Annotated in this window: 26 protein-coding genes; 2 read left to right on the forward strand and 24 right to left on the reverse strand. The window is 66.1% G+C overall.

What is annotated here, in order from left to right; translation table 11 throughout:
• Positions 1–396: 396 nt before the first annotated feature.
• The 22 genes from KHC28_RS14025 to KHC28_RS14130 all read right to left on the reverse strand — a co-directional run bounded on the left by KHC28_RS14025 (position 397) and on the right by KHC28_RS14130 (position 22,699).
• A complete protein-coding gene (locus KHC28_RS14025; RefSeq protein WP_214008945.1) occupies positions 397–804 on the reverse strand; it encodes a CBS domain-containing protein in 408 nt (135 codons plus the stop codon).
• A 1-nt stretch (position 805) separates the two neighbouring features.
• Positions 806–1,417: a HupE/UreJ family protein gene (locus tag KHC28_RS14030; RefSeq protein WP_214008946.1), complete on the reverse strand. Its 612-nt coding sequence runs from the start codon at positions 1,415–1,417 to the stop codon at positions 806–808.
• A gap of 27 nt (positions 1,418–1,444) precedes the next feature.
• Positions 1,445–2,509: a hydrogenase expression/formation protein HypE gene (gene hypE / locus KHC28_RS14035; protein WP_214008947.1), complete on the reverse strand. Its 1,065-nt coding sequence runs from the start codon at positions 2,507–2,509 to the stop codon at positions 1,445–1,447.
• Positions 2,506–3,642 carry a hydrogenase formation protein HypD gene (gene hypD / locus KHC28_RS14040; protein WP_214008948.1) on the reverse strand — a complete coding sequence of 379 codons (1,137 nt, stop codon included), beginning with the start codon at positions 3,640–3,642 and terminating at the stop codon, positions 2,506–2,508. The genes hypE and hypD overlap by 4 nt, the downstream gene beginning before the upstream one ends.
• A 14-nt stretch (positions 3,643–3,656) precedes the next feature.
• Positions 3,657–3,971 carry a HypC/HybG/HupF family hydrogenase formation chaperone gene (locus KHC28_RS14045; protein WP_214008949.1) on the reverse strand — a complete coding sequence of 105 codons (315 nt, stop codon included), beginning with the start codon at positions 3,969–3,971 and terminating at the stop codon, positions 3,657–3,659.
• 12 nt (positions 3,972–3,983) lie between these two features.
• Positions 3,984–5,456 (reverse strand): sigma-54-dependent transcriptional regulator, encoded by a 1,473-nt coding sequence (locus KHC28_RS14050; protein WP_312893190.1) that lies wholly within the window; start codon positions 5,454–5,456, stop codon positions 3,984–3,986.
• The gene (gene hypB, locus KHC28_RS14055; protein WP_214008951.1) at positions 5,453–6,328 is read right to left on the reverse strand and encodes a hydrogenase nickel incorporation protein HypB; all 876 of its coding nucleotides are present in this window, start codon (positions 6,326–6,328) and stop codon (positions 5,453–5,455) included. Before hypB ends, KHC28_RS14050 begins: the two co-directional genes overlap by 4 nt.
• Positions 6,328–6,669, reverse strand: coding sequence for a hydrogenase maturation nickel metallochaperone HypA (hypA, locus tag KHC28_RS14060; RefSeq protein ID WP_214008952.1), 342 nt, complete (start codon positions 6,667–6,669; stop codon positions 6,328–6,330). Before hypA ends, hypB begins: the two co-directional genes overlap by 1 nt.
• On the reverse strand, positions 6,662–7,657 hold the full coding sequence (locus KHC28_RS14065) for a hypothetical protein (RefSeq protein ID WP_214008953.1): 996 nt from the start codon (positions 7,655–7,657) through the stop codon (positions 6,662–6,664). The genes hypA and KHC28_RS14065 overlap by 8 nt, the downstream gene beginning before the upstream one ends.
• Complete coding sequence (gene hybE, locus KHC28_RS14070) at positions 7,654–8,559, reverse strand: [NiFe]-hydrogenase assembly chaperone HybE (protein ID WP_214008954.1); 906 nt, start codon at positions 8,557–8,559, stop codon at positions 7,654–7,656. The genes KHC28_RS14065 and hybE overlap by 4 nt, the downstream gene beginning before the upstream one ends.
• 9 nt (positions 8,560–8,568) lie before the next feature.
• The gene (locus tag KHC28_RS14075) at positions 8,569–9,441 is read right to left on the reverse strand and encodes a hydrogenase expression/formation protein (RefSeq protein ID WP_214008955.1); all 873 of its coding nucleotides are present in this window, start codon (positions 9,439–9,441) and stop codon (positions 8,569–8,571) included.
• Between the two features lie 8 nt (positions 9,442–9,449).
• Positions 9,450–9,854 (reverse strand): thioredoxin domain-containing protein, encoded by a 405-nt coding sequence (locus KHC28_RS14080; RefSeq protein ID WP_214008956.1) that lies wholly within the window; start codon positions 9,852–9,854, stop codon positions 9,450–9,452.
• A complete protein-coding gene (locus tag KHC28_RS14085) occupies positions 9,851–10,180 on the reverse strand; it encodes a HypC/HybG/HupF family hydrogenase formation chaperone (protein ID WP_214008957.1) in 330 nt (109 codons plus the stop codon). Before KHC28_RS14085 ends, KHC28_RS14080 begins: the two co-directional genes overlap by 4 nt.
• 11 nt (positions 10,181–10,191) lie before the next feature.
• The gene (locus tag KHC28_RS14090; protein ID WP_214008958.1) at positions 10,192–10,803 is read right to left on the reverse strand and encodes a HyaD/HybD family hydrogenase maturation endopeptidase; all 612 of its coding nucleotides are present in this window, start codon (positions 10,801–10,803) and stop codon (positions 10,192–10,194) included.
• Positions 10,804–11,122: 319 nt separating this feature from the next.
• The gene (gene cybH, locus KHC28_RS14095) at positions 11,123–11,845 is read right to left on the reverse strand and encodes a Ni/Fe-hydrogenase, b-type cytochrome subunit (RefSeq protein ID WP_246564759.1); all 723 of its coding nucleotides are present in this window, start codon (positions 11,843–11,845) and stop codon (positions 11,123–11,125) included.
• Positions 11,846–11,858: 13 nt separating this feature from the next.
• The gene (locus KHC28_RS14100) at positions 11,859–13,670 is read right to left on the reverse strand and encodes a nickel-dependent hydrogenase large subunit (protein WP_214008960.1); all 1,812 of its coding nucleotides are present in this window, start codon (positions 13,668–13,670) and stop codon (positions 11,859–11,861) included.
• Positions 13,667–14,797: a hydrogenase small subunit gene (locus KHC28_RS14105; protein ID WP_214008961.1), complete on the reverse strand. Its 1,131-nt coding sequence runs from the start codon at positions 14,795–14,797 to the stop codon at positions 13,667–13,669. The genes KHC28_RS14100 and KHC28_RS14105 overlap by 4 nt, the downstream gene beginning before the upstream one ends.
• Positions 14,798–15,004: 207 nt before the next feature.
• Entirely contained in the window at positions 15,005–17,275 is a 2,271-nt protein-coding gene (gene hypF, locus KHC28_RS14110) for a carbamoyltransferase HypF (RefSeq protein WP_214008962.1), read from the reverse strand.
• A gap of 8 nt (positions 17,276–17,283) precedes the next feature.
• Positions 17,284–18,756, reverse strand: a complete 1,473-nt coding sequence (locus KHC28_RS14115; protein WP_214008963.1) for a nickel-dependent hydrogenase large subunit — start codon at positions 18,754–18,756, stop codon at positions 17,284–17,286.
• Positions 18,753–19,760, reverse strand: a complete 1,008-nt coding sequence (locus KHC28_RS14120) for an NADH-quinone oxidoreductase subunit B family protein (RefSeq protein WP_214008964.1) — start codon at positions 19,758–19,760, stop codon at positions 18,753–18,755. The genes KHC28_RS14115 and KHC28_RS14120 overlap by 4 nt, the downstream gene beginning before the upstream one ends.
• A 5-nt stretch (positions 19,761–19,765) precedes the next feature.
• Complete coding sequence (locus KHC28_RS14125) at positions 19,766–21,136, reverse strand: sensor histidine kinase (protein ID WP_214008965.1); 1,371 nt, start codon at positions 21,134–21,136, stop codon at positions 19,766–19,768.
• 318 nt (positions 21,137–21,454) lie between these two features.
• Positions 21,455–22,699, reverse strand: coding sequence for an MFS transporter (locus KHC28_RS14130; RefSeq protein WP_214008966.1), 1,245 nt, complete (start codon positions 22,697–22,699; stop codon positions 21,455–21,457).
• A gap of 69 nt (positions 22,700–22,768) precedes the next feature.
• Here KHC28_RS14130 and KHC28_RS14135 point away from each other — a divergent pair, with 69 nt between their 5' ends.
• A complete protein-coding gene (locus tag KHC28_RS14135) occupies positions 22,769–23,212 on the forward strand; it encodes a helix-turn-helix domain-containing protein (RefSeq protein ID WP_214008967.1) in 444 nt (147 codons plus the stop codon).
• Between the two features lie 220 nt (positions 23,213–23,432).
• Here the strand turns inward: KHC28_RS14135 and KHC28_RS14140 are convergent, their stop codons facing one another.
• Entirely contained in the window at positions 23,433–24,416 is a 984-nt protein-coding gene (locus tag KHC28_RS14140) for an aldo/keto reductase (protein WP_214008968.1), read from the reverse strand.
• A 70-nt stretch (positions 24,417–24,486) separates the two neighbouring features.
• Between KHC28_RS14140 and KHC28_RS14145 the strand changes: the two genes are divergently transcribed.
• Complete coding sequence (locus KHC28_RS14145) at positions 24,487–24,882, forward strand: MerR family transcriptional regulator (RefSeq protein WP_214008969.1); 396 nt, start codon at positions 24,487–24,489, stop codon at positions 24,880–24,882.
• On the opposite strand, the gene KHC28_RS14150 is transcribed toward KHC28_RS14145, so the two are convergent.
• Positions 24,870–25,904 (reverse strand): NAD-dependent epimerase/dehydratase family protein, encoded by a 1,035-nt coding sequence (locus tag KHC28_RS14150; protein WP_214009060.1) that lies wholly within the window; start codon positions 25,902–25,904, stop codon positions 24,870–24,872. The two genes, KHC28_RS14145 and KHC28_RS14150, sit on opposite strands and share 13 nt — an antisense overlap.
• Position 25,905: the final 1 nt, after the last annotated feature.

Consider the following 25,905-nt stretch of genomic DNA (forward strand, 5'->3'; position numbering starts at 1 on the left):
TCGAAATCGCATTCTGCCTTGTGACGGTGCTCGGACGCCGAGCCACAGAACGGGCATACGACGGCGCCGCTGCTTCAGCAAAATCCGGGATCGCACCATCCGTCGATGGTGCGGCAGCGTCGCCATTAGCTAGCGCGGCGTCTGAAGTGCCGGGCATGGTATTTGTAAGGATCTGCCGGAGAAATTACTGTCAACGGCTGGTTCAATCTTCCCTATTTTGATGAACAGCGACCGATCGGGCATTAAGGTGAACGTCTGCTACCCCGCGGCGAGGCGATTTCTGCTCTTGGCGCTTGTGTTGCTTGGTCGATAAGAATTTTTCCGGCACTTATAAGTGGAGATATTCTGTCATCGCGAAATGAATTCGTGATTCACAAAATAACATGTCTCGTATGCTTATTCTTGGTCCGACGCGCTGGCTACGATCATGAGATATCTCGCCAGATTGTCGACTGTGATGATCGCGAGATTTCTTCCATTTTCCTCGACCAGCATCGCCGCGTGATCGCAGTGAAACATCGATCTGGCGACGCAGAAGATGGAATCGTCGGGACCGCATCGCAGGAGCTCGGGCGCCATCGCATCTGACCTCCCATGCCCCGAAAACGAGCCGATCAGGTCTCGTATCGATACGATCCGCTCGGCCTTGCCACATGGCCGCACCAGCAGCACGGCATCGAGGCCGGAAAATGCAAGCAAGCGTGCGATCGATTCAACGGGCTCGTCGGCTGCCATCTCGACGAGAGGGCAGCCGATCCTGTCCAGGATGTCGCCGACGGTCGGCGGTGTCGATGGAGCCGGCAAATCAAAAGATCCCGGATACGAGACCCACGCCGATCACACAAACCAAGGCTCCGACCGCGCGCGTCCAGTCGCGACCATGGGCGTCTGCCAAGCGGCCGATCGTCATGCCGATCCCAAGGCCCGCGAGATGCAGCAGCGCAGTGCCGGCCATGAACCCAGCGCCATAGGAGAGGCCCCCGGCATTCTCCGGCATTTCCACCCCATGGGCATAACCGTGGAACATCGCGAAGAAGCCGACGAGCCCCATGGCAAGGGCGAGCGGCGCCTCGAGGCGGAGCGCGACCACAGCGCCCAGCACGACTACGGAGAGCGCGATGCCCAGTTCGACGAAGGGAACGTCGAGTCCCGCCATGCCCAGCCCGCCGCCAATGGCCATGACGGCGACAAAGGCGGAGGGAACGGCCCATATCGCCCGCCCGCCGAGCTGCCAGGCGAAGAGACCGACCGTCACCATGGCCAGGACGTGATCGAGCCCGGTGACGGGATGCATGAAACCGTGAGCGAAGCCATGCGTCGCTCCGACGCCCGTATGGGCGAAGGCGAGCGATGGGCTCAGAGCGAGGACGGAGAGCGCCGCGGTGAAAGCCGAGGCGCGGCTGGAACGAAGGCCCATAGGAATCTCCTGGGAGCGGGTGTCGAGTTAGCAGATACGGGGAAGCTGATCGCCGACCAGCATGTCGACGATGCGGTCGCCGCCGAGGCGTGTCTCCATGACCACCCTGCCGGGACGCGTATCGGTGACGCGGCCGATCGCCGCCGCCCCACGTCCAAGCGGATGGTCGCGCAAGGCCTGCAAGGCGGCCGCGGCCTGATCAGGCGGCACCACGGCGACGATCTTGCCTTCATTGGCGAGGTAGAGCGGGTCAAGGCCGAGAATCTCGCAGAAGCCCAGAACGTCGCTGCGGATTGGCGTATCCAGCTCGCGGATGCGCACGCCGACGCCGCTCGCCGCGGCCAACTCGTTCAGCACCGCCGCCACACCACCGCGTGTCGCGTCGCGCATCGTCCGCACGCCCGGCGCCGCCGCGACGAGGGCGTCGATCAAGCCATGCAGAGCTGCGCAGTCGCTTTCGATGGCGGTTTCCAGGGCGAGGTCGCCACGTGCGTTCAGGATCGCCGCACCATGGTCGCCGAGCTGGCCATTCACCAGAATGACGTCGCCGGGCCGCGCCCGCCCGATGCCGACCTCGATGCCGGTGCGCACCACGCCGATGCCGGTGGTGGTGATGAACAGCTTGTCGCAGGCTCCCCGCGCAACGACCTTGGTGTCGCCGGTGACGATCGGTACACCGGCGGCATGGGCGGTTTCGGCCATGGAGCGTGCCACGCTTCGCAGGGTGGCGAGCGGCAGGCCCTCCTCGATGATCACGGCGCAGGACAGTGCCACCGGCCGGGCCGCTCCGACGGCGAGATCGTTGATCGTGCCGCAGACCGCGAGCTTGCCGATGTCGCCGCCGGGAAAGAACAGCGGGTCGACGACGAAGCCGTCGGTGGTGAAGGCGAGGCGATCGCCCTGCGCCATCAACGCGGCGAGATCGAAGCGGGCCTGATCTTCGGGAGCGCCCGTGGTGCTCTTGAAGGTGTCGATGAACACCTCGTCGATCAGGTCACGCATGGCGCTGCCGCCGCCGCCATGGGCCAGCGTGACCGACTTCGGCAAGGCGCGACGCGGCGCGCGAACGGGTATCGGGAAGGCGTTGTTCATGCCGCACCCTCCAGATGAGGCTGGCGCATGCCGCCATATTGGTAATAGGCCGCGCAGGAGCCCTCGGAGGACACCATGAGCGCGCCGAGCGGCGTTTCCGGCGTGCAGGAAGTGCCGAACATCGGGCACGCCCACGGCTTCAATTGGCCGGTCAGTACCTCGCCGCAGCGACAGGCGGCAGGGTCGGCCACCTGCACTTCCGGCGTCGAGAAACGCCGCTCGGCATCGAAGCGCGCATAGGCGTCGCGCAGCCGGACCCCGGAATGCTCGATGGAGCCGAGGCCGCGCCATTCGAAGGTCGGCCGCAGCTCATAGACTTGCTCGACGGCCCCCATCGCACGCGGATTGCCGGCATCCGGCACCACTCGCGCATACTGGTTCTCGATGGCGGCACGCCCCTCGTCCAGCTGCCGCAGCACCATGAGCAGCGACTGCAAAAGGTCGATCGGCTCGAAGCCGGCGACCACCATCGGCTTGCCGAATTCCTCGGCGATGAAACGATAGGGCTCGGTGCCGATGACCATGGAGACATGGCCCGGCCCGATAAAGCCGTCGATGCCGAGATCGGGCATCTCCAGCAGCGCCCGAAGCGTCGGGATGATGGTGATGTGGTTGCAGAAGATCGAGAAATTCTCGATACTCTCGCGCGCCGCACGCAGCACGGTTAGCGCGGTGGAGGGCATGGTCGTCTCGAAGCCGAGCCCGAAGAACACCACCTCCCGCTCGGGATTGCGGCGGGCCAGCGCCAGCGCGTCGAGCGGCGAATAGACCATGCGTATGTCGGCCCCCTCCGCCTTGGCGGTGAGCAGGCTCTTGCGCGAGCCGGGCACCCGCATGGCGTCGCCGAAGGTGGCGAAGATCACCTCGGGCTGCTCAGCGATGGCGACGCAGTCATCGACGCGCCCCATCGGCAATACGCAGACCGGACAGCCCGGCCCATGCACGAATTCGATGATGTCGGGCAGCAGGCCCTCCAGCCCGTAGCGGAAGATGGCATGGGTATGGCCGCCGCAAACCTCCATGATCGAGAACGGCCGGTCGCGGCCGCGCTCCATACGCGCGGAAAGGGTTTCGATCTCGCGGATCAGGCCGCGTGCCAGGATCGGATCGCGGAATTCATCGACATAGCGCATGATGGAACTCCCGCTCACTGCGCGCGCGGCGCGGTGGATGGATGGAAGGGTTCGACGCTGCCGGTGCGCATCGCTTCGATCTCGCCTTCGGCCTCGCCGATCTCGGTGAGCACCTTCAGCGTGGCGGCGGCCTCCTCCTCGTCGATGACGCTCATGGCGAAGCCGACATGCACGAGTACCCACGCGCCGATCAGTTCGCCGAGGTCGCGGCCGGGTTCGGCGACGCAGACGATGTCGACGGTGCGGCGGACGCCCGAGACATCGACGCTCGCAAGCATGGCGTCCTCATCGACGATCGCGACGATGCGACCGGGAATGCCGAGACACATGGCGGTTTCTCCTCAATGGCTACGCCCGAAAGTGCCGTCGCGGGCGATGCCGTAACGGTCGAGCTTGGCGCGGAGCCCGACGCGGGAAAGGCCCAGTTCTTCCGCCGCGCGGCTCTTGTTCCAGCGGCAGCGCAGCAGCGTTTCCATCAGGATCAACGCTTCCATGCGCTCGATGCGATCCTTCAGCGGCCCGCTCTCCTGCACGGCGAGATCGGCAGGCGCCGCCCTGGCGCTGGAGGCCGCGGCACCGCGCAGCACATGGGGCGACAAGAGGTCGGCGCCCAGAGGCTCGCCGCCCGCCAGCACCAGCATGCGGGTGAGCTCATTCTGCAATTCGCGCACATTGCCCGGCCAGTCATAGGCCTCGATGCAGGCCAGCGCCTCCTCGGTGAAGCCTTTGGTGCGCTTGCCATGCGTACCGGACAGGCTGTCGAGGATACGCAGCGCGAGCACCCGCAAATCGCCCTTCCGCTCGCGCAGCGGCGGCAGCGTCAGCACCATCGCGGCAAGCCGATAATACAGGTCCTCGCGGAAGCGCCCGGCCTTCACCTCGCCAGCGAGATCGCGATGGGTGGCGGCGACGATGCGCACATCGACACGCTTGGTCTCGTTCGAGCCGACCGGGCGGATTTCACCCTCCTGAAGGAACCTCAGCAGCTTCACCTGGAAGGCCGGAGATACATCGCCGATCTCGTCGAGCAGGATGGTGCCGCCGTCCGCTTGGTCGAGAAGGCCGATACGTGTGCTGTGCGCGCCGGTGAACGACCCCTTCTTGTGGCCGAACAGTTCGGATTCCAGCAATTCGTCGGGGATTGCCCCGCAGTTCACCGCGAAGAACGGGCGCTCCGAACGCAGGCTCGAATAGTGGATGGCGCGCGCCAGCAGCTCCTTGCCGGTGCCGGTTTCTCCCAGCACCAGCACCGGGATGTCGAAGGCTGCGACCTGCGCGGCGCGGCGGCAGACCTCGTTCAGCGGGCTGCCGGGCGTGCGCACCAGCGCGTCGAAATGAAAGTTGCGCAGCACGCGCTCATGTTGCTCGGCGACGCGAACCTCGGCGGCGGGCGCGGCGAGCTTGAGCTCCAGCGAGAGCCGGTCGTACTCGCGCTGCAGATGATAGAGCCGGGTTGCCCCTTGTGCGGCCAGCAGTAACTGGTCGGGATGCCAGGGTTTGGTGATGAACTGATGGATGCCGGCTTCATTGATGGCGCCGATCATGTCCTGCGGATCGGTGTAGCCGGTGACGATGATGCGCACCACATCCGGCCAGCGCCGGCGAACCTCGGTGAGAAAGTCCACGCCCGAGCGCTCGGGCATGCGCTGGTCGCAGAAGACGACCTGGATCCACTCATTCTCCAGCACCTGCAACGCACTGGCGGCTTCCAGCGCGGTATGGACATCGAAATCCTCGCCGAGCACGCGTGCGATCACCTCGACCGAACGCGGCTCGTCGTCGACGACCAGGATGCCGGGGCGGGTCTGGCTCACGGCAGCGCCTCCGCCGCGGCGCGCAGGGCCTGCGCCCTGCTTTCGGAATCCGCCGCGAGCCGATCGAGGCGTCGCCGCCGGACCTCGCCGAGCCAGTCCAGCCATCCGGCGAGACCATTGGGTCCCTTGGCGCAGACATGGAGGATGGACGCGACCGGGTTGATCCGCGCGATGTTGCGCTCGATAGCATCGACGTCGACGTCGAGATAGGGCAGCAGATCGGTCTTGGTGAGCAGGACCAGATCGGCCGTTTCGAAGATATCCGGGTATTTCAGAGGCTTGTCTTCGCCTTCGGTGACTGAGAGCAAGGTGACGCGCATATCCTCGCCCAGATCGAAGGCGGCCGGGCAGACGAGGTTGCCGACATTCTCGATGAACAGGACGCCGCCCGGCGGCAGCGGCAGCTCGTCCAGCGCATGACCGACCAAGTGCGCGTCGAGATGGCAGCCCTTGCCGGTGTTGATCTGCACGGCGGGTGTTCCGGTGGCCCGGATGCGCTCCGCGTCGTTCGCCGTCTGCTGGTCGCCTTCGATCACCGCCGCCGGCACGCGCCCACCGAGTGCCCGCAACGTCTCGACGAGAAGCGTGGTCTTGCCGGCGCCGGGACCAGCCAGAAGATTGAGCGAGACGATGCCGCCGGCATTCAGGCGTGTGCGGTTCCGCGCGGCATAGGCGTCGTTCTTGGCGAGGATGCCGCGTTCGATCTCCACCATCCGGGCCTCTGCCGGCGTGCCGTGGTGATGGTCGTGCCCGTGCCCGTGATCGTTGGGGTGGTCATGAGGGTGATCATGATCGTGCGCAGGATGGCGATGTTCGCTATGGGCACCCGAGATGACGACCTGGTCCGGTCCGCAGCCGCATGAGACACACATCACATCACCTCCAGATCCTTGATACGCATATCCGTGCCGCCATTGGGCCGCAGCCTTTCCCCACCGCAGGCGGGGCAGGGGGAAAGCCGGTCGGGCAGGCCCACGGTCTCGTTGCAGTCGAAGCACCAGGCGGTGCCAGGCTCGTCGAGAATTTCGAGCCGTGCATCCTCGGCCAGCGATCCCCGCATCACCACGTCGAAGCCGAAGCGCAGCGCCTCGACCTCGACGCCGGCGAACGGGCCGACGACCAGCCGGACCTTCGTCACCTTGGCGAAGCCGTGTGCGCGAGCCGCATCGCGCAGCGAGTCCAGCAGGCTCTCGCATAGCGCCATCTCATGCATGATGAACGCCCTCCATCGCGCCGAGCCTTAGCGTCACCGGCACGCACGGATTGACGCAGGAGACGACGAGACGCGCCAGCATCGGCGTCCGCGTGCCCATCGGCAAGGCGGCGAGCATGCTCTGGAGGAGCCCGCCGGCAGCGAGGTTCCACGCGCTCGGCGACAGCACGCGATAGTCGGCGACGATGCCGTCGGCGAGGCGGGCGCGATGCGCCAGCAAGCCGCGCGCCGCGCGGGCGATGCCGATCCCGCCACCGGGCGAAGATACCGGGTCCGCACGAAGGCGCCCGGCTCCGAGGCAGCTGAGCAGGTCGAGCAGCCGGGCGAGCATGCGCACGAACAGGCTCGCCCCCTCGCGCGCGTGAAATTCGCGCAGCACCGGCGCTGCACGCCAATAATCCGCGACGGTGGTCTCTCGCGGTTCGGTGGGGAAGCCGGCCTCGAGCGCGGCAGCGATGTCCGCCGGTTGCGGCGCGGCGAGCTCAGCGCGGCCCCAGGCCGGATCGACGGTGGCACGGACATGCGCCAACAGGCGAGCCGTGGGGCTGGCCTGCGCGACCAGCCACCGATCGACCTCACCTGTAGTGGCGTTCGCGAGATCGATCTCGCCACCGAGCAGATGCCGGCGCAGGGCCTGCATGGCCTGATCCGAGCCGCCCGCGAGGCCCTTGAGCGCCGTGCGATCCGGCTGGCTGCCGAGGATGGAAGGCCAGTCGCACAGAATAGAGACGGCATGGTCGCGCCGCCGCTCCTGCCGGGCAAGCAACCCGTCCGGCGCGGCGGTGCCTGACGATAGGCCGAGCGCACCTCTCGCGGCTTCGGCGTGAGCGGCCGAACACAGATTGAAGACACGTGGAATCAGCCGAATGGCCTCCTCCGCGCGCCTGCCGACGACCCAAGCGGCGTTGCCCGGCCCCCCGGTGGTCGTCAGGCGCCAATGTGCGCCGGCTGCGCTGGTATCCAGCGCTATGTCGAGCGCGCCGATCATGAGGCCACCGGCTCCCGCGATGCGGTGTCGCCGGAGGCGAGGCCGGAGCCGAAAATAAGCGCGCGACGCGTGGGGACAGCCGGGGGCCCGTTATCTGCGTCGGGGCGCGAACCTGCATCGCCGTCGGGGCTCACCGGCTCGCCCTCCGCCTGCACCGCCTCTTCCCGTGCCCGGCGGATCTCGCCTGAGCGGTCGCCTTCCTCGCGGATGGCGGGGTCGAACAGCGCGGCGAGCGCGGCGCGCGCCGTCTCGGTAGCCTGCAGCATCGAGGTGAAGTCGAACATTGGCGAGAACAGCGAGCACGCCTTGTAGGGGCCGGTTTCCGGGCGGTTGGCGCCGACGAACTCGTATTGGCCCGACGGAAAACCGATGAGCTCCTTGGCGCCCGGAACCAGCGCCGACCAGTCGTCCCCCGGGCCCGGCACGAGAACAATGTTCATGAACCACGGCGTGATGAGCATGCCAAGCACGCGCGCCTCATGCGGACGGAAGCCGATGGCCTTCACCTCCAGCGTCTCGTTGAGCAGCGGCACGCCGCGCATCTGCCCGACATGGATCTCCTTGAACGCCGCCTCGAAGCGCCCCGGCATGTCGGCCGCCAGCGCCTGGAGCCGCGCCTCCCCACCGCTCTGCGTGGTCGCGGCGGGAGGCGGGGGTGGCGACGCAGGAGACGTTTCGCCGCCGGCATCGATCACCATGAACTGGTCGCGCGCGCCGTCGCATTTCGGGCAACGCCAATCCTCGGGCAGATCCGCGAAGGGCGTATCGGCAGGCACCTGCCAATAGTCGCACCCCTCCGCCGGATCGTAGACATGCCAGCAGATCTTGCATTCGAGCACGGCGTCCGGCGCGAGGCGGGCGGCGTCGCCGAGGAAGGAGCCTTCGAAACGCTTGGTCAGCATGATCCGCTCCTAGCGTAGCGCGGCGAGGATGTCGGCGAGGCGTTCGGCGGAATCGGCGATGTCCTCCGGCGCGGCGCAGGCGACGTCGGGAACCTCGGTCACCTCGATGGTGTCGAGGATCAACGTGTCGGCCGAATTGTAGTAGCGCACCCGCCAGACGCCGGTGGTGGCGGTGGCGTCGATGCGGCAATTGCCGTAGCCGCGCGACAGGATGGTGATGCCGCCGCGCCCGAGCCCGGCCTCGATCAGCGCGAGGTCTTCCGGCGTGTGCGGCAACAGGCTGAGATTGACCACATGCGGGAGCCCGCCGGGGCGGCGCTCGCGGCTCTTGTGAACGATCTCGGTGAGGATGGCGGGCGCATTGACCACACCCGGCCGTGCCTTGACCGCCTCGTCGAGGTCGATCGGCCATTCGCGGGGAAAGGCCCGCACCAGCGCGCCGCGCGGAAAGGCAGCAACATCGATGCGCTCGCGCGTGACGGGCGCTTTGCCCGCCGCCGTCGAGGTTCCGCGCACGCGCCAGACGCCGGCGCAGGTCGCCTCCTGTATCTCGATGCGCTCGCCGGGAGTTTCGACCACGATGGCGACTTCGCCTTCGCCCAGCGTTTCGTCGATCAGCGCCCGGTTCTCGGCGTCGAGCTGGCCGAGCGCGACCGTGGTCGAGCCGTTCGGCGTCCACTGCGCCAGCGCGGCGCGGATCGCCTCCAGCGTCGCGAAGGCGGGCTCGAAGCGCGCGGGGTCGTCGACCTCCGGCAGGTGCGGTTCATAGATGCGCATGCCCGAGGGCATGGCGAGATAGGCGAGGCCGTCAGCGTCTTCGTCCGGCTGGCTGCCGGGGCCGTAGCCGATCGGGGGAACCGTCGCAAAGGGGATGGACGACATGGCGAGCCTCAATGGCTGGTGGCGGCGAGGGGACGCGCGATGACGGTGGACAGGCGTTCGAGGAATTCGTCCCAGTCGCGCATGCGCGACAGCGAGCCGAGCGGACGGCCGCCACGCATCACCACGATGGCAGGCAGGGCGATGCCCCCGAGCTGCTCGCGCAGCTGCCTCTCATAGGCCGGCCCCGCAACGGCGCCGCCCATGGTGGATGCGGCGCCGAGCGCTCCGACCAGCTCGGGGAGCACAACGGCGATGTCCGGCGTTTCCATATGCGCCTTGCCATGGGCGGGAAGGAACAGGAGGCTGTCGCCCGGCGGCAGTGCCGCGACCGCGTCCTCCTCGCTGTCGAGATAGGGATAGCCATGCGTGCTGGTCAGCCGGGCCACCAGCGGGTGGAGCGTTTCCTGTGTCATGTATTCGGCTCCGAGCGGGACGGGACAAGCGGGGCGAGGTGGGCCGGCAGTGTCGGCTCACGTCCGATCAGGTCGGCAAAGGCATGTTCGATATCGGCAGCCTGTCCGTTCATTGCCGCCGCGACGGCTTGGAGCGCCTGTGCGATCAGATGTGCCTCGTGAGCATCGAGCAGGCGGCGGCCGACACCGAGAAAGGTCAGCACATGGTCGCCGGGTTGCGCCTCCGGAAGCAGCGACAGATCGACGAGGTGGATCTCGCCACCTGTCCGGCACCGTGCCGCGAGGCCTTCCATGCTGACGATCTCCATCGGGATGCCGAGGCACATGGCAGGAGCTCCTAACGCCAGCCGGCGAGTACGCGGGCATCGCCGATGCGGCAGGCGTCCTCGGCAGCCGGCCGGCCGGCCTCATAGGCCTCGCGACTGACGGCGGGCGGGGTGAACCCTTCGGACGAGCGGCGCGGCGACACCGTTATGCCGAACTCGTCGACGAGCAGGCCGACCACCAATGCGAGAGCGGGCTCCACCTGCGCGGCGATGGCGGGAGTGAGCCCTCCGCCATAGTCGTCGAGCCGTTCGGGCTGCACGCCGACCAGCCGCAGCCGCTCCGGCGCGCAACCGCGAAACTGCAACAGCGCCAGCACTTCCTGGAAACCGGTCTGATGCAGGCTCACCTTGCGCGTGCCGAGCACCGCCGGCACCTCGTCGTCGCGCAGCTGCTTCAGCGTGGCGGGCGGCAGGCCATAGTCGATGGCATCGACGATGATGACGGTATCGGCATCTTCGAGATAGGGCAGCAGGTAGAGGCCCTGCGTGCCGCCATCGAGCGCGGTGACGTGCTCGGGCAGATCGTAGCGCGCGTGCAGTTCCTCGACGACGCGGACGCCGAAGCCTTCGTCGGCCCACAATATGTTGCCGATGCCGAGCACGAGAATGCGTTCGTCGCCCATGCGACGTCCTCCTGGCGCTTTATCCCTAGGCGTCTGTTGACCGAGCGGTCTGTTGCCGCTCTGTTTCGAACATTTCTTAAATCAAGTCTCGTGCCAGATGGCATGAAATTCGTATCTGTTTGAATTTAATGGAGAAAAATATCGGGGCGCCGATAGGTGCAAATACGGACTGAAAACTATCCTTTCGGTATTTTGGAAATATGGAAGGTAGCATTCCATCGCACGAAAAAAGGGCGCGACCGAAGTCGCGCCCCAAAAACGGCTATGCCCCCGCATAGCCGGCCTCCGGTCGAAAAACCGGGACCTCGTCGCCCGGCCGCTAGTCCGGGTCGTCATCCTTGAAGGTGCGCACCCCGGAAATCATGGTCGAGACCATGGATTGGCGGGACATGATGTCCTCGCGGATGGCCGCATAGACGTGGACGATCACGAACAGCAGGATCGCCCACATGCCGAGATGATGCCACGTGTGGACGTTCAGGCTGCCGCCCATCAGCGGGATCACCCAGCCGAACAGATGGTCCTGCCAGCTGCCCGGCCCGGCGCCCTCCGAATAGAGCGCAAAGCCCGTGACGATCATGAACACCGAGCCGATGCCGATGGCAAAGAACATGGCGAACTGCGCCAGCGGATTGTGGCCGATATATTTCTTCGGCCGGCTCTTCAGGAACAGGTACCACTTCGCCTCGTCGATCAATCCGATCCAAAAGGAACGGCGCCAGAACGGCAGCACGAAGAGCTGCCGTGCATGGTGGTTGCCGACGAACGCCCAGTAAACGCGGAACACGAAGCCGACGGCGAAGATGTAGCCGGCGGCGAAATGCAGGAAGCGGACCGTGCCCATCACGTAATGCGCGCTCGCCTCCCCCGACATGGTCGGCAGGGGCGAGCCGATCAGATAGCCGGTGACGGCGAGCACGGTGATGGAGACTGCGTTGATCCAGTGCCAGAGGCGGACTGGAGCTTCATAGACATAGACGGCCGTCACGCGGGTCGGCCGCTCGGTGGGTAGTTCCACAGTCGCGGGGTCGAGGCTTGCCATGTCGCATCTCCCCTCAGCGCACGGTGACGCGGGCCATCTCCTCGCCGTCCGGCGCAATGACATGCGTCGAGCAGGCGAGGCAGGGATCGAAAGAATGCAGCGTCCGCAGGATTTCGACCGGCTCCTCCGGTCGCTCCATCGGCGTGTTCATCAGCGAGGCTTCGAAGGCCCCGATATTGCCCTGCGGGTCACGCGGGCCGCCATTCCAGGTGGTCGGCACCACGCACTGGTAGTTCTCGATGCGCCCGTCCTTGATCTTGATCCAGTGGGCATTGCCGCCGCGCGGGGCCGCCACCGTGCCCACGCCCTTGGCTTCCTTCGGCCAGGTGGCGGGATCCCATTTCTCGACATTCGCGGTCGAGCTGTCGCCGGCCTTGATGTTGCCGATCAGCCGCTCGAAATCCTCAAGCATCATCTTGGCGCAGTAATGCGCCTCCAGCGCGCGGGCCAGCGTGCGGCCGATCGTGGAGGGCAGCGCCTGCTTCGGCGTGAGGCTGGTACCGGCCAGTGAATTGAACCGGCCCACCGCATCGGTGATCTGGTCCTTCACATAGGTGACGTTGTGACCCCAGGCGAGGATGTAGCGCGACAGCGGCCCCACCTCGACCGCATGGCCGCGCCAGCGCGGTGCCTTGATCCAGGAATATTTCGCGCTTTCATCGAGCTCGCGAATGTCTGTCTTGGTGCCCTTGGCGTTCGGGCCGAGCTGGAACTTCGGCTCGGTCACGCCGTCCCAGGGGTGCAGCCCCTTGGTTTCGTCGCCATAGCTGTACCAGCTATGCGCCACGAACTCCTGCACCTGCTCGGGATCGCGCGGGTCGATGGGGTGGACCTCGTCCCAGTTGCCATTGAGGATCACGCCGCCCGGAAGCTGGTCGGTCTTCTTGTCGCCCGGCACCAGTTCGTAGTCGCCATAGTCCATGACGTTGGTGGCCGAGAGCCCGCCGCCATAGAGCCAGTCCTTGTAGAAGGAGGCGATGGCGATGACGTCCGGGATGTAGACGTTCTTCGAGAACTCGAAGGCGTCGGTCAGCCGCTGGTGGACAAAGTTCAGCCGCTCCATGTTGAGGGGCGCGCCGGCCGACATGTTGCCTTCCATGTTGATGGCGCAGGGCACCCCGCCCACCATGTAGTTCGGGTGCGGGTTCTTGCCGCCGAATACGGTGTGGACCTTGACGATCTCCTTCTGGAAATCCAGCGCCTCCAGATAATGCGCCACCGCCATCAGATCGGCCTCGGGCGGCAGCTTGTAGGCCGGGTTGTCCCAGTAGCCGTTCTTGAACAGGCCGAGCTGGCCGCTCTCGACGAACTTCTTCAGCCGATTCTGGATGTCTCGGAAATAGCCGGGGCTGGACATCGGATGATCCGGCCCGACCATCTGCTGGAGCTGCGAGGTCGCCTTGGGATCAGCCTTGAGCGCGTTGACCGGGTTCACCCAGTCGAGCGCGTGCAGGTGGTAGAAGTGCACGACATGATCGTGCCACTGCAGCACCTTGGCCATGATCTCGCGGATCAGATGCGCGTTGTAGGGAATCTTGATGTCGAGTGCGTCCTCCACCGCGCGCACCGAGGCGAGCGCGTGGCAGCCGGTGCACACGCCGCAGATTCGCTCCACGAAGGCCCACGCGTCGCGGGGATCGCGGCCCTTCAAGATCACCTCCAGCCCGCGCCACATGGTGCCGGTTGAGACGGCGTTGCGGATGACGTTGTTGGAATCGACGTTCACCTCGCAGCGCATGTGGCCTTCGATACGAGTGACCGGATCGACCACGATGCGCTTGCCGGAATTGTCGAGACTGAAGCCATTCGGCGTCTGGATGGTCATGCCGCGTCTCCCGTGTGGCTGGAGCCGTTGGCGTTGGAGGTGTTCCTGCCGGTGTCTCCCTTGTGCTGGGCGCGCTTGAGCGCGCTCACCGCGGCATGGACCGCGACCGCGCCGCCGACGACCCCGGCCGCGGCGAGGCCAACGCGATCAGCGTTGGATTCGATGCCGAAGCCGACGCCGTGCAGATCGGACAGCCGGGCGTACCAGGAGCCCTTGTCCCAGAAGCCGTCTTCCGAGCAGCCGATGCAGCCGTGCCCGGCCTGGATCGGGAAGGACGTGCCCTCGTTCCAGCGCACGGTGGAGCAGGCATTGTAGGTGGTCGGCCCCTTGCAGCCGACCTTGTAGAGGCAATAGCCCTTGCGCGCGCCCTCGTCGTCGAAGGCCTCGACGAACTGGCCGGCGTCGAAATGCGGCCGGCGGTAGCATTTGTCGTGGATGCGCTGGGAATAGAACATCTTCGGCCGGCCCTGCCGGTCGAGCTCGGGAATGCGGTCGAAGGTCAGCATGTAGGTGATGACGCCGGTCATCACCTCGGCGATGGGCGGGCAGCCCGGCACCTTGATGATCGGCTTGTCGGTGATGACCTCGTGCACCGGGGTGGCGCGGGTCGGGTTCGGCCGGGCGGCCTGCACGCAGCCATGCGAGGCGCAGGAGCCCCAGGAGATCACCGCCTTGGCGTCCTTGGCCACCATGCGCAGCTGATCGAGGAAGGGCTTGCCGCCGACGATGCAGAACATGCCGTCTTCGTTCAGCGGCGGATTGCCCTCCACCGCGAGGATGTAGTTGCCTTTGTACTTCTCCATCACCTCGTGAAGGATGGCCTCGGCCTGATGCCCGGCGGAGGCCATCAGCGTGTCGTCATAGTCGAGCGATATCATCGACAGTACGACATCCTTGGCGAGCGGATGCGCCGAGCGGATGAAACTCTCGGAGCAGCAAGTGCATTCCAGACCGTGCAGCCACAGCACCGGGGTGCGCGGCTTGGTTTCCATGGCATGGGCGATCTGCGGGACGAATTCCGGCCCCAGACCGAGCGCGGCGGCGGTGAGCGAGCAGTATTTGAGGAACGAGCGGCGGGTGATGCCCTGCCGCCGCATCACCTCATAGAATGTTTCGAGCCCTTGCATGCGACCTCCCTCCATTGTCGAAGGCCGGACACGTCGAGGCGTCCGGCTGGATCAAGTGTTGAGCAACGCCCGTGCCACCGCGTAACTTTCAACGATATCAATATCTTGAGTGCAGACCGGGTCGATTTCGCCGGAAGCTGGTCATGCGCTTTCCAACACAAGCGGAAAGCTGCTTATCGGTCGGGACTGGCGGTCACTCGCTAGCGATCAGTCATCCGTCAGCCGCGCCGCCGCGACGGCCGCCTGCCCGAAGGCCAGCCCGCCATCATTGGTCGGCACCTGTTCCGGGATGAGGATGTCGAGGCCGCTGCCGGCGAGGCGCCGTAGGAATATCTCCAACAGCAGCGCGTTCTGGAAAACGCCGCCGGAGAGCGCGATCGCCTTCGCCCCATGCCGCGCGGCGAGAGAGAGGGCGAGGCCGGCGAAGACATCCGCTACGCCAGTGTGAAACCGCCGGGCCATGACCGTTGCGGCAAGACCCGCCGCGCGATCGGCCAGCGCCGCGCGCCACATCGGCGCCGGATCAATGACGATGAGATCGCTCTCGCTCTCCACGGCGAACGGATAGGGTGGCTGGTCGCCCGGCGCGGCTTCCGCGGCTACCTGCAATGCCATGGCGGCCTCGCCCTCGAAACGGATCCGGGGCGGCGCGAGCCGGAGCAGCGCGGCCATGGCGTCGAACAGCCGTCCCGCCGAACTCGCGGGCGGCGCATTGATGCCCCGCGCGACCATCGCGCGCAGCGTGGCGATGGGCAGCTCGTCGAAGAGATCGGAAGGCACCGCCTCGGGTCCCAACGCGACATCGAGATGGGCCAGCAGCACCCGCCACGGCTCGCGATTGGCCATATCCCCGCCCGCCAGCGGGATCGGCTTCAGATGGGCGAGGCGACGGCTCGCGCGATAATCGCAGAGCAGGACCTCCGCTCCCCATATCGTGCTGTCCTCCCCAAGCCCCAACCCGTCGAGCGCGATGCCGACGACCTTGCCGCCGTCGAGTGGCCAGCCCCGCTCGGCCATGACCGCAGCGATATGCGCGTGATGGTGCTGGACGGCGATCAGCGGCAGGTCGCGCTCGGCCGCCAGAGCAGCGCCGAAGCGGCTCGGCTGATAATCGGGGTGGAGATCCACCGCGATGGCGGCGGCGCGATGGGCAAACAGGGCGGTGTAGTCGGCGATGGTGCGCTCGAACTCGTCCTGCGTCGATGGCTCCTCAAGATCGCCGAGGTGATGCGACAGCAGTGCCTTGCCGCCGACGGTCAGGCAGATCGCGCTCTTCAGCTCACCGCCGAGCGCGAGCACGGGCGGCGCCTGGGAGAAACCGGCCGGCAGATCGCGCGGCACCGGAGCGAGCCCGCGGCCGCGCCGCATGACCTGCACATGGCCGGCGGCGACCTGCACGACGCTGTCGTCCAGCCGCCGCGCGATCGGGCGATCATGAGCGAGGAAGGCGTCGACGATGCCGTCCAGCCCGGCATACGCCTCAGCGTCTCGGAAGATCTGCGGTTCGCTGGAACGGTTGCCGCTGGTCATGACGAGGGGGCGACCGACCGCTTCCATGAGCAGATGATGCAGCGGCGCATAGGGCAGCATCGCGCCGAGGCGGTTCTGGCCGGGCGCCACGGAAGGGGCGAGCGCCGCATCCGCGTGCATCCGCAGCAGCACGATGGGGGCGGAGGGATGTGCGAGCGCCGCATGTTCCGCTTCGCCCGCCTCGCACAGCGCGTCCAGCATGGCGCGATCGCGCACCATCACCGCGAGCGGCTTGGTCGGGCGATGCTTGCGGGCACGCAGCTCCGCAACCGCGACTTCATTCGTGGCGTCGCAGGCGATGTGAAAGCCGCCAATGCCCTTGATGGCCAGGATCGCGCCCTCGCGCAGTCGCATGGCGGCGACTTCTACCGGATCGCCGTCGACCTCCGGCAGGAGGCGAGGTCCGCAGGCCGGGCAGGCGATGGGCTGGGCATGAAAGCGCCGGTCGGCGGGATTCTCGTATTCCGCCCGGCAGGCCGGGCACATCGGGAAGCCGCGCATGGTGGTGGTGGCGCGGTCATAGGGCAGGCCCTCGACGATGGAAAAGCGCGGGCCGCAATCGGTACAGTTGGTGAAGGCATAGCGATGGCGACGGGCGGTGGCATCGCGCATCTCGGCATGGCAGGCGGGACAGGTCGCGATATCCGCCACCACGCCCACCGACACGGTGCCGGGCGTGCTGGCGGCAATGGTGAAGCCCCGGCCCGCAAAGGGCGGGGCCGCCTTGCGCTCGATGCCATCGACGCGAGCGAGCGGCGGCGCTTCCGCCGTCAAGGCCACCGCCAGTGCATCAAGGGCGGCCTGTCCGCCCGAGGCCGTGATGACGACCGCATCGCCACGATTGCCGACCTCGCCCTCGATCCCCAGCCGCATCGCCAGCCGCCACACGAAGGGGCGGAAACCCACGCCCTGCACGATGCCTCGGACGATCATCTCCTCGGTGGACATATCGTCCCTCAATGCACCGTGCAGACCATGCAGGGATCGAAGGAGCGCACGATATGCTGGACGGCCACAGGTGTCGTCTCGCCCTGCCGGATCGGCGCGCCGACCAGCGCGGCCTCCAGTGGCCCTGGCACTCCGGCCGCGTCGCGCGGCGAAAAATTCCAGGTGGTGGGGGCGATGATCTGGTAGCCGGCTATGCGCCCGTTCTCCACCCGCAGCCAATGCCCCAGTGCGCCGCGCGCCGCCTCGGTGAGCCCCGCCGCTCTGCCATATTCCGGCATGGCTCCCTGCGCGCACCACGGCTCGCCGGGTTGCAGGGCACGCACCCAGCCTTCCATGGCGATCACCGTGCGTGCGGTCTCCACCAGCCGCGCCACCACGCGCGCCAGCACACTGCCGCCGCCCCGCCGCACGATGTCGTGGACGAGCGGCTGGCCGTCGACGATCTGCCGCGCCACGGCACCGGTCTCGAACGGCAAGCCACCGAGCCGTGGCGCCTTGCACCAGCTGTAGCCGGTTTCGTCCTCGGCATCGGGCCGGGTCGACCCGTCGAATGGGTGATGCGGTCGGTTGCGCCCTTCCATCCGGGCATTGGTGTGATCTTCCGCGATAGCGGTGACGTCGACGCTCCCCAGGCCCTCGCCGGTGAAGATGCCGCGCGCATACAACGGCGCGTCGAGGCCGGGATAGGCTCCATAGCTGAGATAGCGGTCATAAGCGCGGCCAAGCCGGTCCAGTTCGAGATCGGCGGCGATTTCGAGAAACAGGCGGAAATCGCCGTCCGGCCCGTTGGCGCGCCAGGCGTCGAGCTCATCGCGGGAGGCGAGTTCCGCGATGCGCTCCAGCTTCGTCCCGAAGAGATCATCCTCCAGCGCCCGCCGCACTGCGCCGAGCGTCGCCTGCAGCCGCATCTTGTCGCGCGCATCCGCACCGCGCGTAACGCCGCCGGGCTGGATCGCCAGTGTATGCGGCCAACGGCCGGCGAGCAGGCCGAGAACATGCAGCAGCGTCGCACGCGTCTCGAGCGCCTTGCGCACCGCCCGACCCTGTGCCGCCTTGAAACGGTCCTCGGCGCGCGCGAACCACGGCCGGTCGGCATAGAAGGCGCGCGCGAAGTCCGGCATGAAGAAGACGTGGAAATGCGTGAGATGATCGGCGACGTTCTCGGTCGCGACGATCAGGTTGGTCGCCACCCGACCATTGTCGGTCGGCACCAGCCCCTGCACCCCGGCCAGCGCCAGCGCCGCCGCATGTGACTGCGACACCGAGCAAATGCCGCAGATGCGTGGGGCGATCACCAGCGCGTCGCGCGGATCGCGACCTTCCAGGATGCGCTCGAAACCGCGGAACAGCGGCGAGGAGACGAAGGCGGCCTCGACGCGCCCCTGTGCCGCCTCCAGCCGCACTTCCAGGTCGCCCTCGACGCGGTTGAACGGGCCGACGACGAGGCGCGTGGTGCCTTCGGGCGAGACGTTTTCGCTCATCGGCGCTTGATGTCGCGCACGGCCGGCGGCACGACGAGATGATCGCTGGTCGCGTTCAGCCGCAGCCGCTCCGGCGTCGCCGCCTTGGCGAGCGAGGACAGCGCCACGAACCAGGCCTTCGGCATGTCGGTCGGCAGGCCGACCGGGATGCCGGCGATCTTCGGTGTCTCGACGAAGGCGTGGCCCGGCTCCTCGAATTCCGGCGCGGTGCAGTTGATGCAGGCATAGCCGCCCCGCGTGCACGATCCCTCGCCGTTCCACAGCCGCGTGTTGCAGTCGGCATGCGCCTGCGTGCCGAGGCAGCCGAGATGCTCCATCATGCAGCCAAGATCGGACATCTTCTCCGCGCTTGCCTTGTACTCGTAATACTCGTTGCGCGGGCAGCCATGGTGCACGAGGTGGTCGGCGTAGAAGCGCGGGCGGCGATAGACGTCGAGATCGTCCGCCTCCATGAGCCCCGCCGCCAGCAGCATCAGCGTTTCCGTCACCCAGTTTGGATGCGTCGGGCAACCGGCGACATTGATGACGGGCATGCCCGAGCGCGAACGATAGGCGGCGCCCAGAGCCCCGCCTTCGCGGCGCCCGTCATATTGCAGGCCGCAGGCATCGGTCGGGTTGGCGCCGGCGGCGGTGACGCCGCCATAGGCCGCGCAGGTGCCGACGGCCACCACGTTCTCGGCAACGGCCGCCAGCCGGCGCACCCATTCGATGGTCGGCACACCGGTACCGGCCAGAATGTGAAAGCGCCCGGTATTGTTGGGGCCGCGCAGCATGGCGCCTTCCACGCACAGCGCGTCGAGCCGGATCTCCCCGGCGAGCACCTGCGCGAACAGGGCGAGGGCCTCCGCCCCCGTCTCCTCCGAGAGGGTCGGATGCCACAGCAGGCGGATACTGGCGCTCTCCAGCGTGGTGGAGAGGTCCGGCGCCTCGGCGCACAGCATCGACATGGTGCAGCCGCCGCAGCCGCCGGACTGGATCCACAGCACGTTGAAGGGGGCGGGCATGGCGTTCAGTCCCTTTGCGCAGCGGGCAGGGTCAGCGTCATCACTGCTCCGCCGTCAGGATGATTGGTGGCGTCCAGCTTGCCGCCGTGCTCCTGCACGATGCGGTAGCTGATGGAGAGCCCGAGCCCGGTGCCCTTGCCGACCGGCTTGGTGGTGAAGAACGGGTCGAAGATGCGCGAGGCGATATCCGGTGCGATGCCCGGCCCGGTGTCGCGAATGGCGAGGGTGACAGTCTCTCCTTCTCCACTCCGGCCGGTGATTTCCAGCCGCCGGACGGGCCGGCCTTCCATAGCGTCGAGCGCATTTTGCACCAGGTTCATCAGCACCTGGTGGATATGTCCGGAATTCCCGACGACGGTGAGGTTCTCGGCAATGTCGAAGCGCGTCTCGATGGCCGGCATCTGCCCCCTGGCGACCCACTCCAGCGCCGAGCGGACCAGTGGCGCCAGTTCGAAGGCTTCCCGCGCCTCGCGACGGTCGGATGAGAAGCGGCGCAGGTCCGCCACGATGTCGCGCACGCGCTCCGCGCCTTCCAGCATGCCGTCGAGCGTGCCCTCCATATTGGCGAGGGTGGTGTCGATCTTCAGTTCGGTCTGCAGCTTGGCGAGCGCCGGCCCGCTCACCCCGCCATGGACGGCATCGAGATAGGAGGTGAGGCGCCCGCTGTAGCGCTTCAGCGTGTGGGCATTGCCGTAGACGAAGGAGATCGGATTGTTCAATTCATGCGCGACGCCGGCGACGAGGCGGCCGAGCGAGGCCATCTTTTCCGCATGGACGAGCTGCTGCTGCGTCTGCTTCAGCCGCTCGTGGGCGGCCGCCAGATCGCTGTAGGCCTTGCGCAGTTCGCCGATTGGCCGGCCGACCAACACGATGCCGACCGCTCGTCCGCGGGAATCGAAGCGCACGGCGCCGTTCACCGAGACTGGCAGCTGATCGATCAGGGTGGAGAAGATGAATTCGCGGTCGCTGATGCGCTCGCGCCGCTCGATCGTCGCGCGGATATCCTCGAACGAGGTCGGCGACTCAGCGGCGAGCAGGTCCCGCAGGTGCAGCCGCACGAGATCGCTCAGGGGACGCTGGAAGGCGCGCTCGGCCGCAAGATTCACCTGCTCGATCCGGCCGGACAGATCGCAGGCGATCAGCACGTCGGTCATCGACGACATCAGGCCGGCGATGAAGGTCTGCGCTTCCTCCAGCTCGGCATTCTTCTGTTCCAGCTCGACCTGCTGGGTGACGAGCTCGGCATAGGTCTCGTCCATCTTCTTGATGACGGCGATCCAGGCTTCGTCCGTTTGGCCAGCGAACGGCAGCAGCAATTCCCCCTCTGGGAGAGCTGTCTCCAGATCGCTTCGCGCACTGTTCGACTGCTTGGACATTCCACACTCGACCATCGAGACCGGTTCGACTCTAAAGCGAGCATGCCAAGTCGGCAACGCGGCCGATATCGTGTCGGCGGCACACCCGCGGCAACGAGCGAACCGCGAAGGCGGATTCGCACGCCATGAAGCCGTGAATATGCGCGAGTGTCCGTCGAAATTGTCGAAGAACTTCGGGGCTCCCACAGCCGAACGTCCGGTTGCGGCTGACGTCAAATCTCCGCACCCGGCGCTGTCGAAATCGCCTTGAAGGTTACGATCGGGCGCTGATACGCATCTTCCAAGCAACCATGGACGCCGCCTCGGAAGATCGCCTTCCTACATGCCGTTTTGTCGGTCCCTCGCCGCGTACTCCACGGACATCACGCCCATTGCGGCAAGCATGAGCCCGCAGGCTATGGTGAGCGTCAATTGCATCCCAGATGCGATCGCACCCGACCCGGCATGGGCATACTCTTCCGTACCCACGCCAAACGCGAAGATGGCCGCCATGATATAGGCGCCGGCGATCAATCCGATGTTCCGGGACAGGCCGAGCAACCCGGACACCGCGCCGCGCAGATCGGCAGCGGTATCGGCGAGCGCTCTTGTGTTGTTCGCCGCCTGGAACAGCTGGTATCCCGGCGTGAGGATAGCGATCGCGAGGATGTACCCACTAACCCCGATCGCCTCGGGCAGGAGGGCCAGAAGCAAGGTCCCCGCCGTCAGCATGGCAAGTCCGAGCCAGACTACCCGTCGCGCGCCGATGGCGTCGACCAGGCGCCCGGAGGGAATGCCGCAGAGGATCGAGATCAGCGGACCGACGGACATGACGAGGCCGACCTGCAGATCGATCAGGCCCAGGCCGGGCCCGAGATAGAAGGGGCCAACGACCAGCGTCGCCATCATCACCGCCGCCACCATGAGATTGGCCGAGAGACATGGCGCGAGGCGTCCCATCAGTACGGGGGGCAACTCACGCGAGGAGCGGCCGGCTCCGGGCACATTGGCGGGCAGTACCACCAGACAGAGGATCAGGGCGAAGGCGGCCACCGGCACCTGGATCAGGAAGATGCCGCGCCACCCGGTCGCCGCAATCAGGATGCCACCGAGCGAAGGGCCGAGAGCCGTGCCGAGTGCCGAAACCGTACCAAGCAAGCCCATCGCCCGGCCTATGCCCGCATCGCCGGCATTGTCACGCATGAGCGCCATGGAAAGCGTCATCAGGAAGGCCGCCCCTACGCCCTGGAACGCACGCGCGGCGATCAGAAACCACAGGCTCGACGCGAATCCGCAGGCCAGCGACGCCACCGAGAACAGGGCAAGGCCGACGATATGGATGTGTTTGGGCCCATACCGGTCTCCCAAATGGCCCGCGATGAGGGTCGAAGCCGTCAGGCCCCCAAGATAGGCGACGACGACCCACCGACTCTCGGCGAGCGATGCTGAAAACGCTTGCGACAGCGCGGGCAAGGCAATGTTCGCGATGCTTGTTCCAAGCGACGCCAGCAGCATCGTCAGTGCCAGCGCCGTCGTGATCCCCCGTCTCGTCGTGTCCGAGGCCATCGGCTCAGTATGTTTCATCGCTCTGCCCTCTTGCCCGAACTTCGGTTCGAAAGCAGGCTACGAATTCAAGCCGACTTGAGGTCAAGCATGAAGTTTCTGGACATCGGCGAGGTATGCGCGGCGACCGGAATCAAGCCTTCCGCGCTGCGCTACTACGAGGAGATCGGGCTGGTCGCGTCGATCTCGCGGCATGGCTTGCGCCGGCAGTTTGAGCCCGATGTACTGCTGCAGCTCAAACTGATCGCGATGGGGAGGATCGCGGGCTTCTCGCTCGCCGAGATCGGCGGGATGTTCGGTCGGGACCAAACCCCGGCACTGTCCCGCCCGGCGATCCTCCAAAAGGCCGCCGACATCGACAGGCAGATCCGCGAACTGACGGCATTGCGTGACACGTTGCGGCATGTCGCGGCGTGTCCGGCGCCGTCACATCTGGAATGCCCGACCTTCAGGCGTCTGCTCGATGTCGTTGCGAAGCAGGGCCGGAGCAGAGCCAGGAAACCGCGGCGGCCTGCAAAAGCTGCGCTTCCATGAGGTTCGGCCTGAGCAAAATGATCGGTAGCGAAATGTCGGCCAGGACGAGGGACCCGCCCCGTCGGAACGGTCAGGCCGAGCTTGGTGGTGAGTAGCACCTATTCGCAAGACAAGACGATCGGCAGCTCGCAGTTGATAGCTCAACTCTCTTGGAGCGTTTGCTTTTCGATCATCGCCCAAGGTCGGATTCTGGCCCAATACCGAAGAAATTTGAAGCGGTTCAGACTGCCGTTCCCTGCACCGAAGCAGCGAGTGGCTCCAGGGCATCGACTTCCTGAGACGTGAACTCAATGGAGATCGCCGCAACGTTCTCTTCGAGCCGGTTGCGCTTGCGTGTGCCAGGGATCGGCACCGTTTTCACGCTCAGCCGTTGCGATTGAGCATGGAGCCACGCGAGTGCAATCTGGGCAGGAGAAGCTCCCTTCTTAGCTGCGATCTCCTCCAGCTTGGCAACAAGGCGGTTATTGGCTTCGCGGTTCTGGGATGAAAAGCGAGGAAAGTTCCGGCGCGCATCGTCACCAGTCAGTGCGTTCGCGAAGGCCTGTCCGGTCAGCAAGCCCCTGCCGAGGGGCGAATAGGGGACCAGTGTCACGCCCAGCTCCGTGGCTGCGGGAACGACTTCTTTCTCGATATCGCGCGTGAAGACCGACCATTCTGACTGCAGCGCGGCGATGGGATGGATGGCGTGGGCGGCGCGCAGTTCCGCTGCGGTGACGGCGGAGAGGCCGAGCCATTTAACTTTGCCCAACGTCACCAGCTCGGCCATGGCTCCGATGGAGTCCTCCAGCGGCACCGTATCCGTCCTTCTGTGCATGTAATAGAGGTCAATGACTTCGACGCCGAGCCGCTTCAGGGAGCGATCGACAGCGGCCCGGATAAACTCGGGGCGGTTATCGATGCTCCAGTCGTCGGGGTTTTCCAGGGTGCGCGTGTAGCCGAACTTGGTGGCGATGACGATCCGGTCCCGGTGGTTCTTCACGAATGGAGCCAGAAACTCCTCATTCGTGCCGACGCCATACATGTCGGCCGTGTCGAACATCGTCACGCCAAGGGTGACGGCTCGCTCGAGAGTGGCGCGAGCCTCGGCCTCGTCCGTCGCGCCGTAGAACTCGCTCATGCCCATGCAGCCCAGCCCTTGCGAGCCGATCATGGGGCCATTCTGTCCAAGCTGGATCTGAGGCAGGGCGCTGGTTTCGCTTGTCATATCGGAACTCCAATTTTCGACAAGCACCCCGTATAAGTATGGAGCATGATCCATAGTCAAGAGTTCTAGGATGCTGATCTCTGAGTTTGCGAAAGCCACCGGACTGCCAATCGATACGATCCGCTTTTACATCTCCAAGGGGCTCCTTACGCCCGAGCGCAGCCTCAAAGGCGGGTCGAGGCCCTACCAGACATTCAAGCAGGAGGACGTGACCGCCGCCCGGATGATCCGCCTCCAGCAGACGCTGGGTTACTCGCTCGGCGAGATCCTTACGCTTAACCAGCAATATCGTGCGGGAGAGACGTCGCCCGAGCTTACGATTGAGGTTCTGCAGATGCAGATCGACAGGCTTGAGGAACGAAAGGCCGCACTGAATGCCGCGCTCTCATTCCTCCGCGGCAAGGTGGACTGGATCCGGGCGGGCAAGCCCGACGATGCGCCACGGCTGGAAGACTACCAGTGTTGATCGGACCGGAGTTCTGCTAGGCCCCCTTCCCGTGAAAGCACGGGGACGTAGCCCAGTTCGCGCCGCGCTTTGCCGATATCCAGGGAGATCTCCACGGCAGATACGGCGTAGGACTGCAGCGTCAGGGGTGGAACAATCTTCCCGCGGGAGATCCATGCGACGAGATCGCCAATCGCCGCGATGACCCTGACGACGGCCCGTGGAACGGATTTGTCGGGCACCGCCAATCCCTGTGTCGCGAGCAAACACGATACGAAGGCCTTGAACTCGACCGGCTCGTCATCCGAAACGAAATACACCTCACCGCCGCGTCCCTTGACGAGAGCGAGTTCGACCGCGTGGCAGAGATTGGCAATATGGGTGGTCGACGTGCGGTACGTGCCGCCGCCTATCCAGGCAAGCCTGTCGGACCGCGCCGCCTTGAGCAGGTTGGGAAGCGCGGTCGTGTCGTCACGGCCCCAGACAAAACGTGGCCGCAAGACAACAACTTCAAAACCGGCCGCATTGCCGGCGAGCGCCGCGCGTTCGGCCGCCGCCTTGCTGCTGCGCGAATAGCCACCTGCGGGCCGGCGCGGCAAAGGCATCAACTCGTCGACATTGACCAGCGGCTTGCCGGTCGCGAGTACGGCCTCCGTGCTGAGGTGGATCGCCTTTCGGATGCCGGCCGCGCGTGCCACCGCCAATACGGCCCGCGTGCCGTCCTCATTGACACGCTGTTGAAGCTTGGTCGCCGGTCCGTGACCCGTATCGGCTGCCGCGTGAATGAGAGCCTCGCAACCCGACATTCTGGCGACGAGGTCCGGATCGAAAATATCCGCGCGGCAGGCAACCGCACCGAGCGCCTCGACGCGATCCGCTGACGTGTCGCTGCGCACGAGAGCGATGACTTCAATGCCTCGGGCGACGAAATGACGGATCAGGTTGCGCCCGACATAGCCGCTTCCGCCGGTCAGAAAGAGGCGTTTAAACGGGAAGTACTCATCGGGCGCCGTTCCCGATGGGAGAGATCGATTGTCAGTCATA

The organism is Ancylobacter sonchi, from assembly GCF_018390695.1.
GTDB classification, from domain to species: Bacteria; Pseudomonadota; Alphaproteobacteria; order Rhizobiales; family Xanthobacteraceae; genus Ancylobacter; species Ancylobacter sonchi.

What these genes read in the sequence shown, in the direction of transcription:
- KHC28_RS14065 (WP_214008953.1), bottom strand. Translation starts at nt 7,657, where the DNA reads ATGATCGGCGCGCTCGACATAGCGCTGGATACCAGCGCAGCCGGCGCA.
- KHC28_RS14120 (WP_214008964.1), bottom strand. Translation starts at nt 19,760, where the DNA reads ATGCCCGCCCCCTTCAACGTGCTGTGGATCCAGTCCGGCGGCTGCGGC.
- KHC28_RS14130 (WP_214008966.1), bottom strand. Translation starts at nt 22,699, where the DNA reads ATGAAACATACTGAGCCGATGGCCTCGGACACGACGAGACGGGGGATC.
- KHC28_RS14100 (WP_214008960.1), bottom strand. Translation starts at nt 13,670, where the DNA reads ATGACCATCCAGACGCCGAATGGCTTCAGTCTCGACAATTCCGGCAAG.
- KHC28_RS14105 (WP_214008961.1), bottom strand. Translation starts at nt 14,797, where the DNA reads ATGCAAGGGCTCGAAACATTCTATGAGGTGATGCGGCGGCAGGGCATC.
- KHC28_RS14085 (WP_214008957.1), bottom strand. Translation starts at nt 10,180, where the DNA reads ATGTGCCTCGGCATCCCGATGGAGATCGTCAGCATGGAAGGCCTCGCG.
- KHC28_RS14075 (WP_214008955.1), bottom strand. Translation starts at nt 9,441, where the DNA reads ATGTCGTCCATCCCCTTTGCGACGGTTCCCCCGATCGGCTACGGCCCC.
- hypE (WP_214008947.1), bottom strand. Translation starts at nt 2,509, where the DNA reads ATGAACAACGCCTTCCCGATACCCGTTCGCGCGCCGCGTCGCGCCTTG.
- KHC28_RS14145 (WP_214008969.1), top strand. Translation starts at nt 24,487, where the DNA reads ATGCTGATCTCTGAGTTTGCGAAAGCCACCGGACTGCCAATCGATACG.
- KHC28_RS14080 (WP_214008956.1), bottom strand. Translation starts at nt 9,854, where the DNA reads ATGACACAGGAAACGCTCCACCCGCTGGTGGCCCGGCTGACCAGCACG.
- hypA (WP_214008952.1), bottom strand. Translation starts at nt 6,669, where the DNA reads ATGCATGAGATGGCGCTATGCGAGAGCCTGCTGGACTCGCTGCGCGAT.
- KHC28_RS14150 (WP_214009060.1), bottom strand. Translation starts at nt 25,904, where the DNA reads ATGACTGACAATCGATCTCTCCCATCGGGAACGGCGCCCGATGAGTAC.
- cybH (WP_246564759.1), bottom strand. Translation starts at nt 11,845, where the DNA reads ATGGCAAGCCTCGACCCCGCGACTGTGGAACTACCCACCGAGCGGCCG.
- KHC28_RS14090 (WP_214008958.1), bottom strand. Translation starts at nt 10,803, where the DNA reads ATGGGCGACGAACGCATTCTCGTGCTCGGCATCGGCAACATATTGTGG.
- KHC28_RS14125 (WP_214008965.1), bottom strand. Translation starts at nt 21,136, where the DNA reads ATGTCCAAGCAGTCGAACAGTGCGCGAAGCGATCTGGAGACAGCTCTC.
- KHC28_RS14045 (WP_214008949.1), bottom strand. Translation starts at nt 3,971, where the DNA reads ATGTGTCTCGGCATTCCCGGTCGCATCGTCGCGATCGTCGATGAGGAC.
- KHC28_RS14140 (WP_214008968.1), bottom strand. Translation starts at nt 24,416, where the DNA reads ATGACAAGCGAAACCAGCGCCCTGCCTCAGATCCAGCTTGGACAGAAT.
- KHC28_RS14115 (WP_214008963.1), bottom strand. Translation starts at nt 18,756, where the DNA reads ATGAGCGAAAACGTCTCGCCCGAAGGCACCACGCGCCTCGTCGTCGGC.
- KHC28_RS14135 (WP_214008967.1), top strand. Translation starts at nt 22,769, where the DNA reads ATGAAGTTTCTGGACATCGGCGAGGTATGCGCGGCGACCGGAATCAAG.
- hypD (WP_214008948.1), bottom strand. Translation starts at nt 3,642, where the DNA reads ATGCGCTATGTCGATGAATTCCGCGATCCGATCCTGGCACGCGGCCTG.
- hypF (WP_214008962.1), bottom strand. Translation starts at nt 17,275, where the DNA reads ATGTCCACCGAGGAGATGATCGTCCGAGGCATCGTGCAGGGCGTGGGT.
- KHC28_RS14030 (WP_214008946.1), bottom strand. Translation starts at nt 1,417, where the DNA reads ATGGGCCTTCGTTCCAGCCGCGCCTCGGCTTTCACCGCGGCGCTCTCC.
- hypB (WP_214008951.1), bottom strand. Translation starts at nt 6,328, where the DNA reads ATGTGTGTCTCATGCGGCTGCGGACCGGACCAGGTCGTCATCTCGGGT.
- hybE (WP_214008954.1), bottom strand. Translation starts at nt 8,559, where the DNA reads ATGCTGACCAAGCGTTTCGAAGGCTCCTTCCTCGGCGACGCCGCCCGC.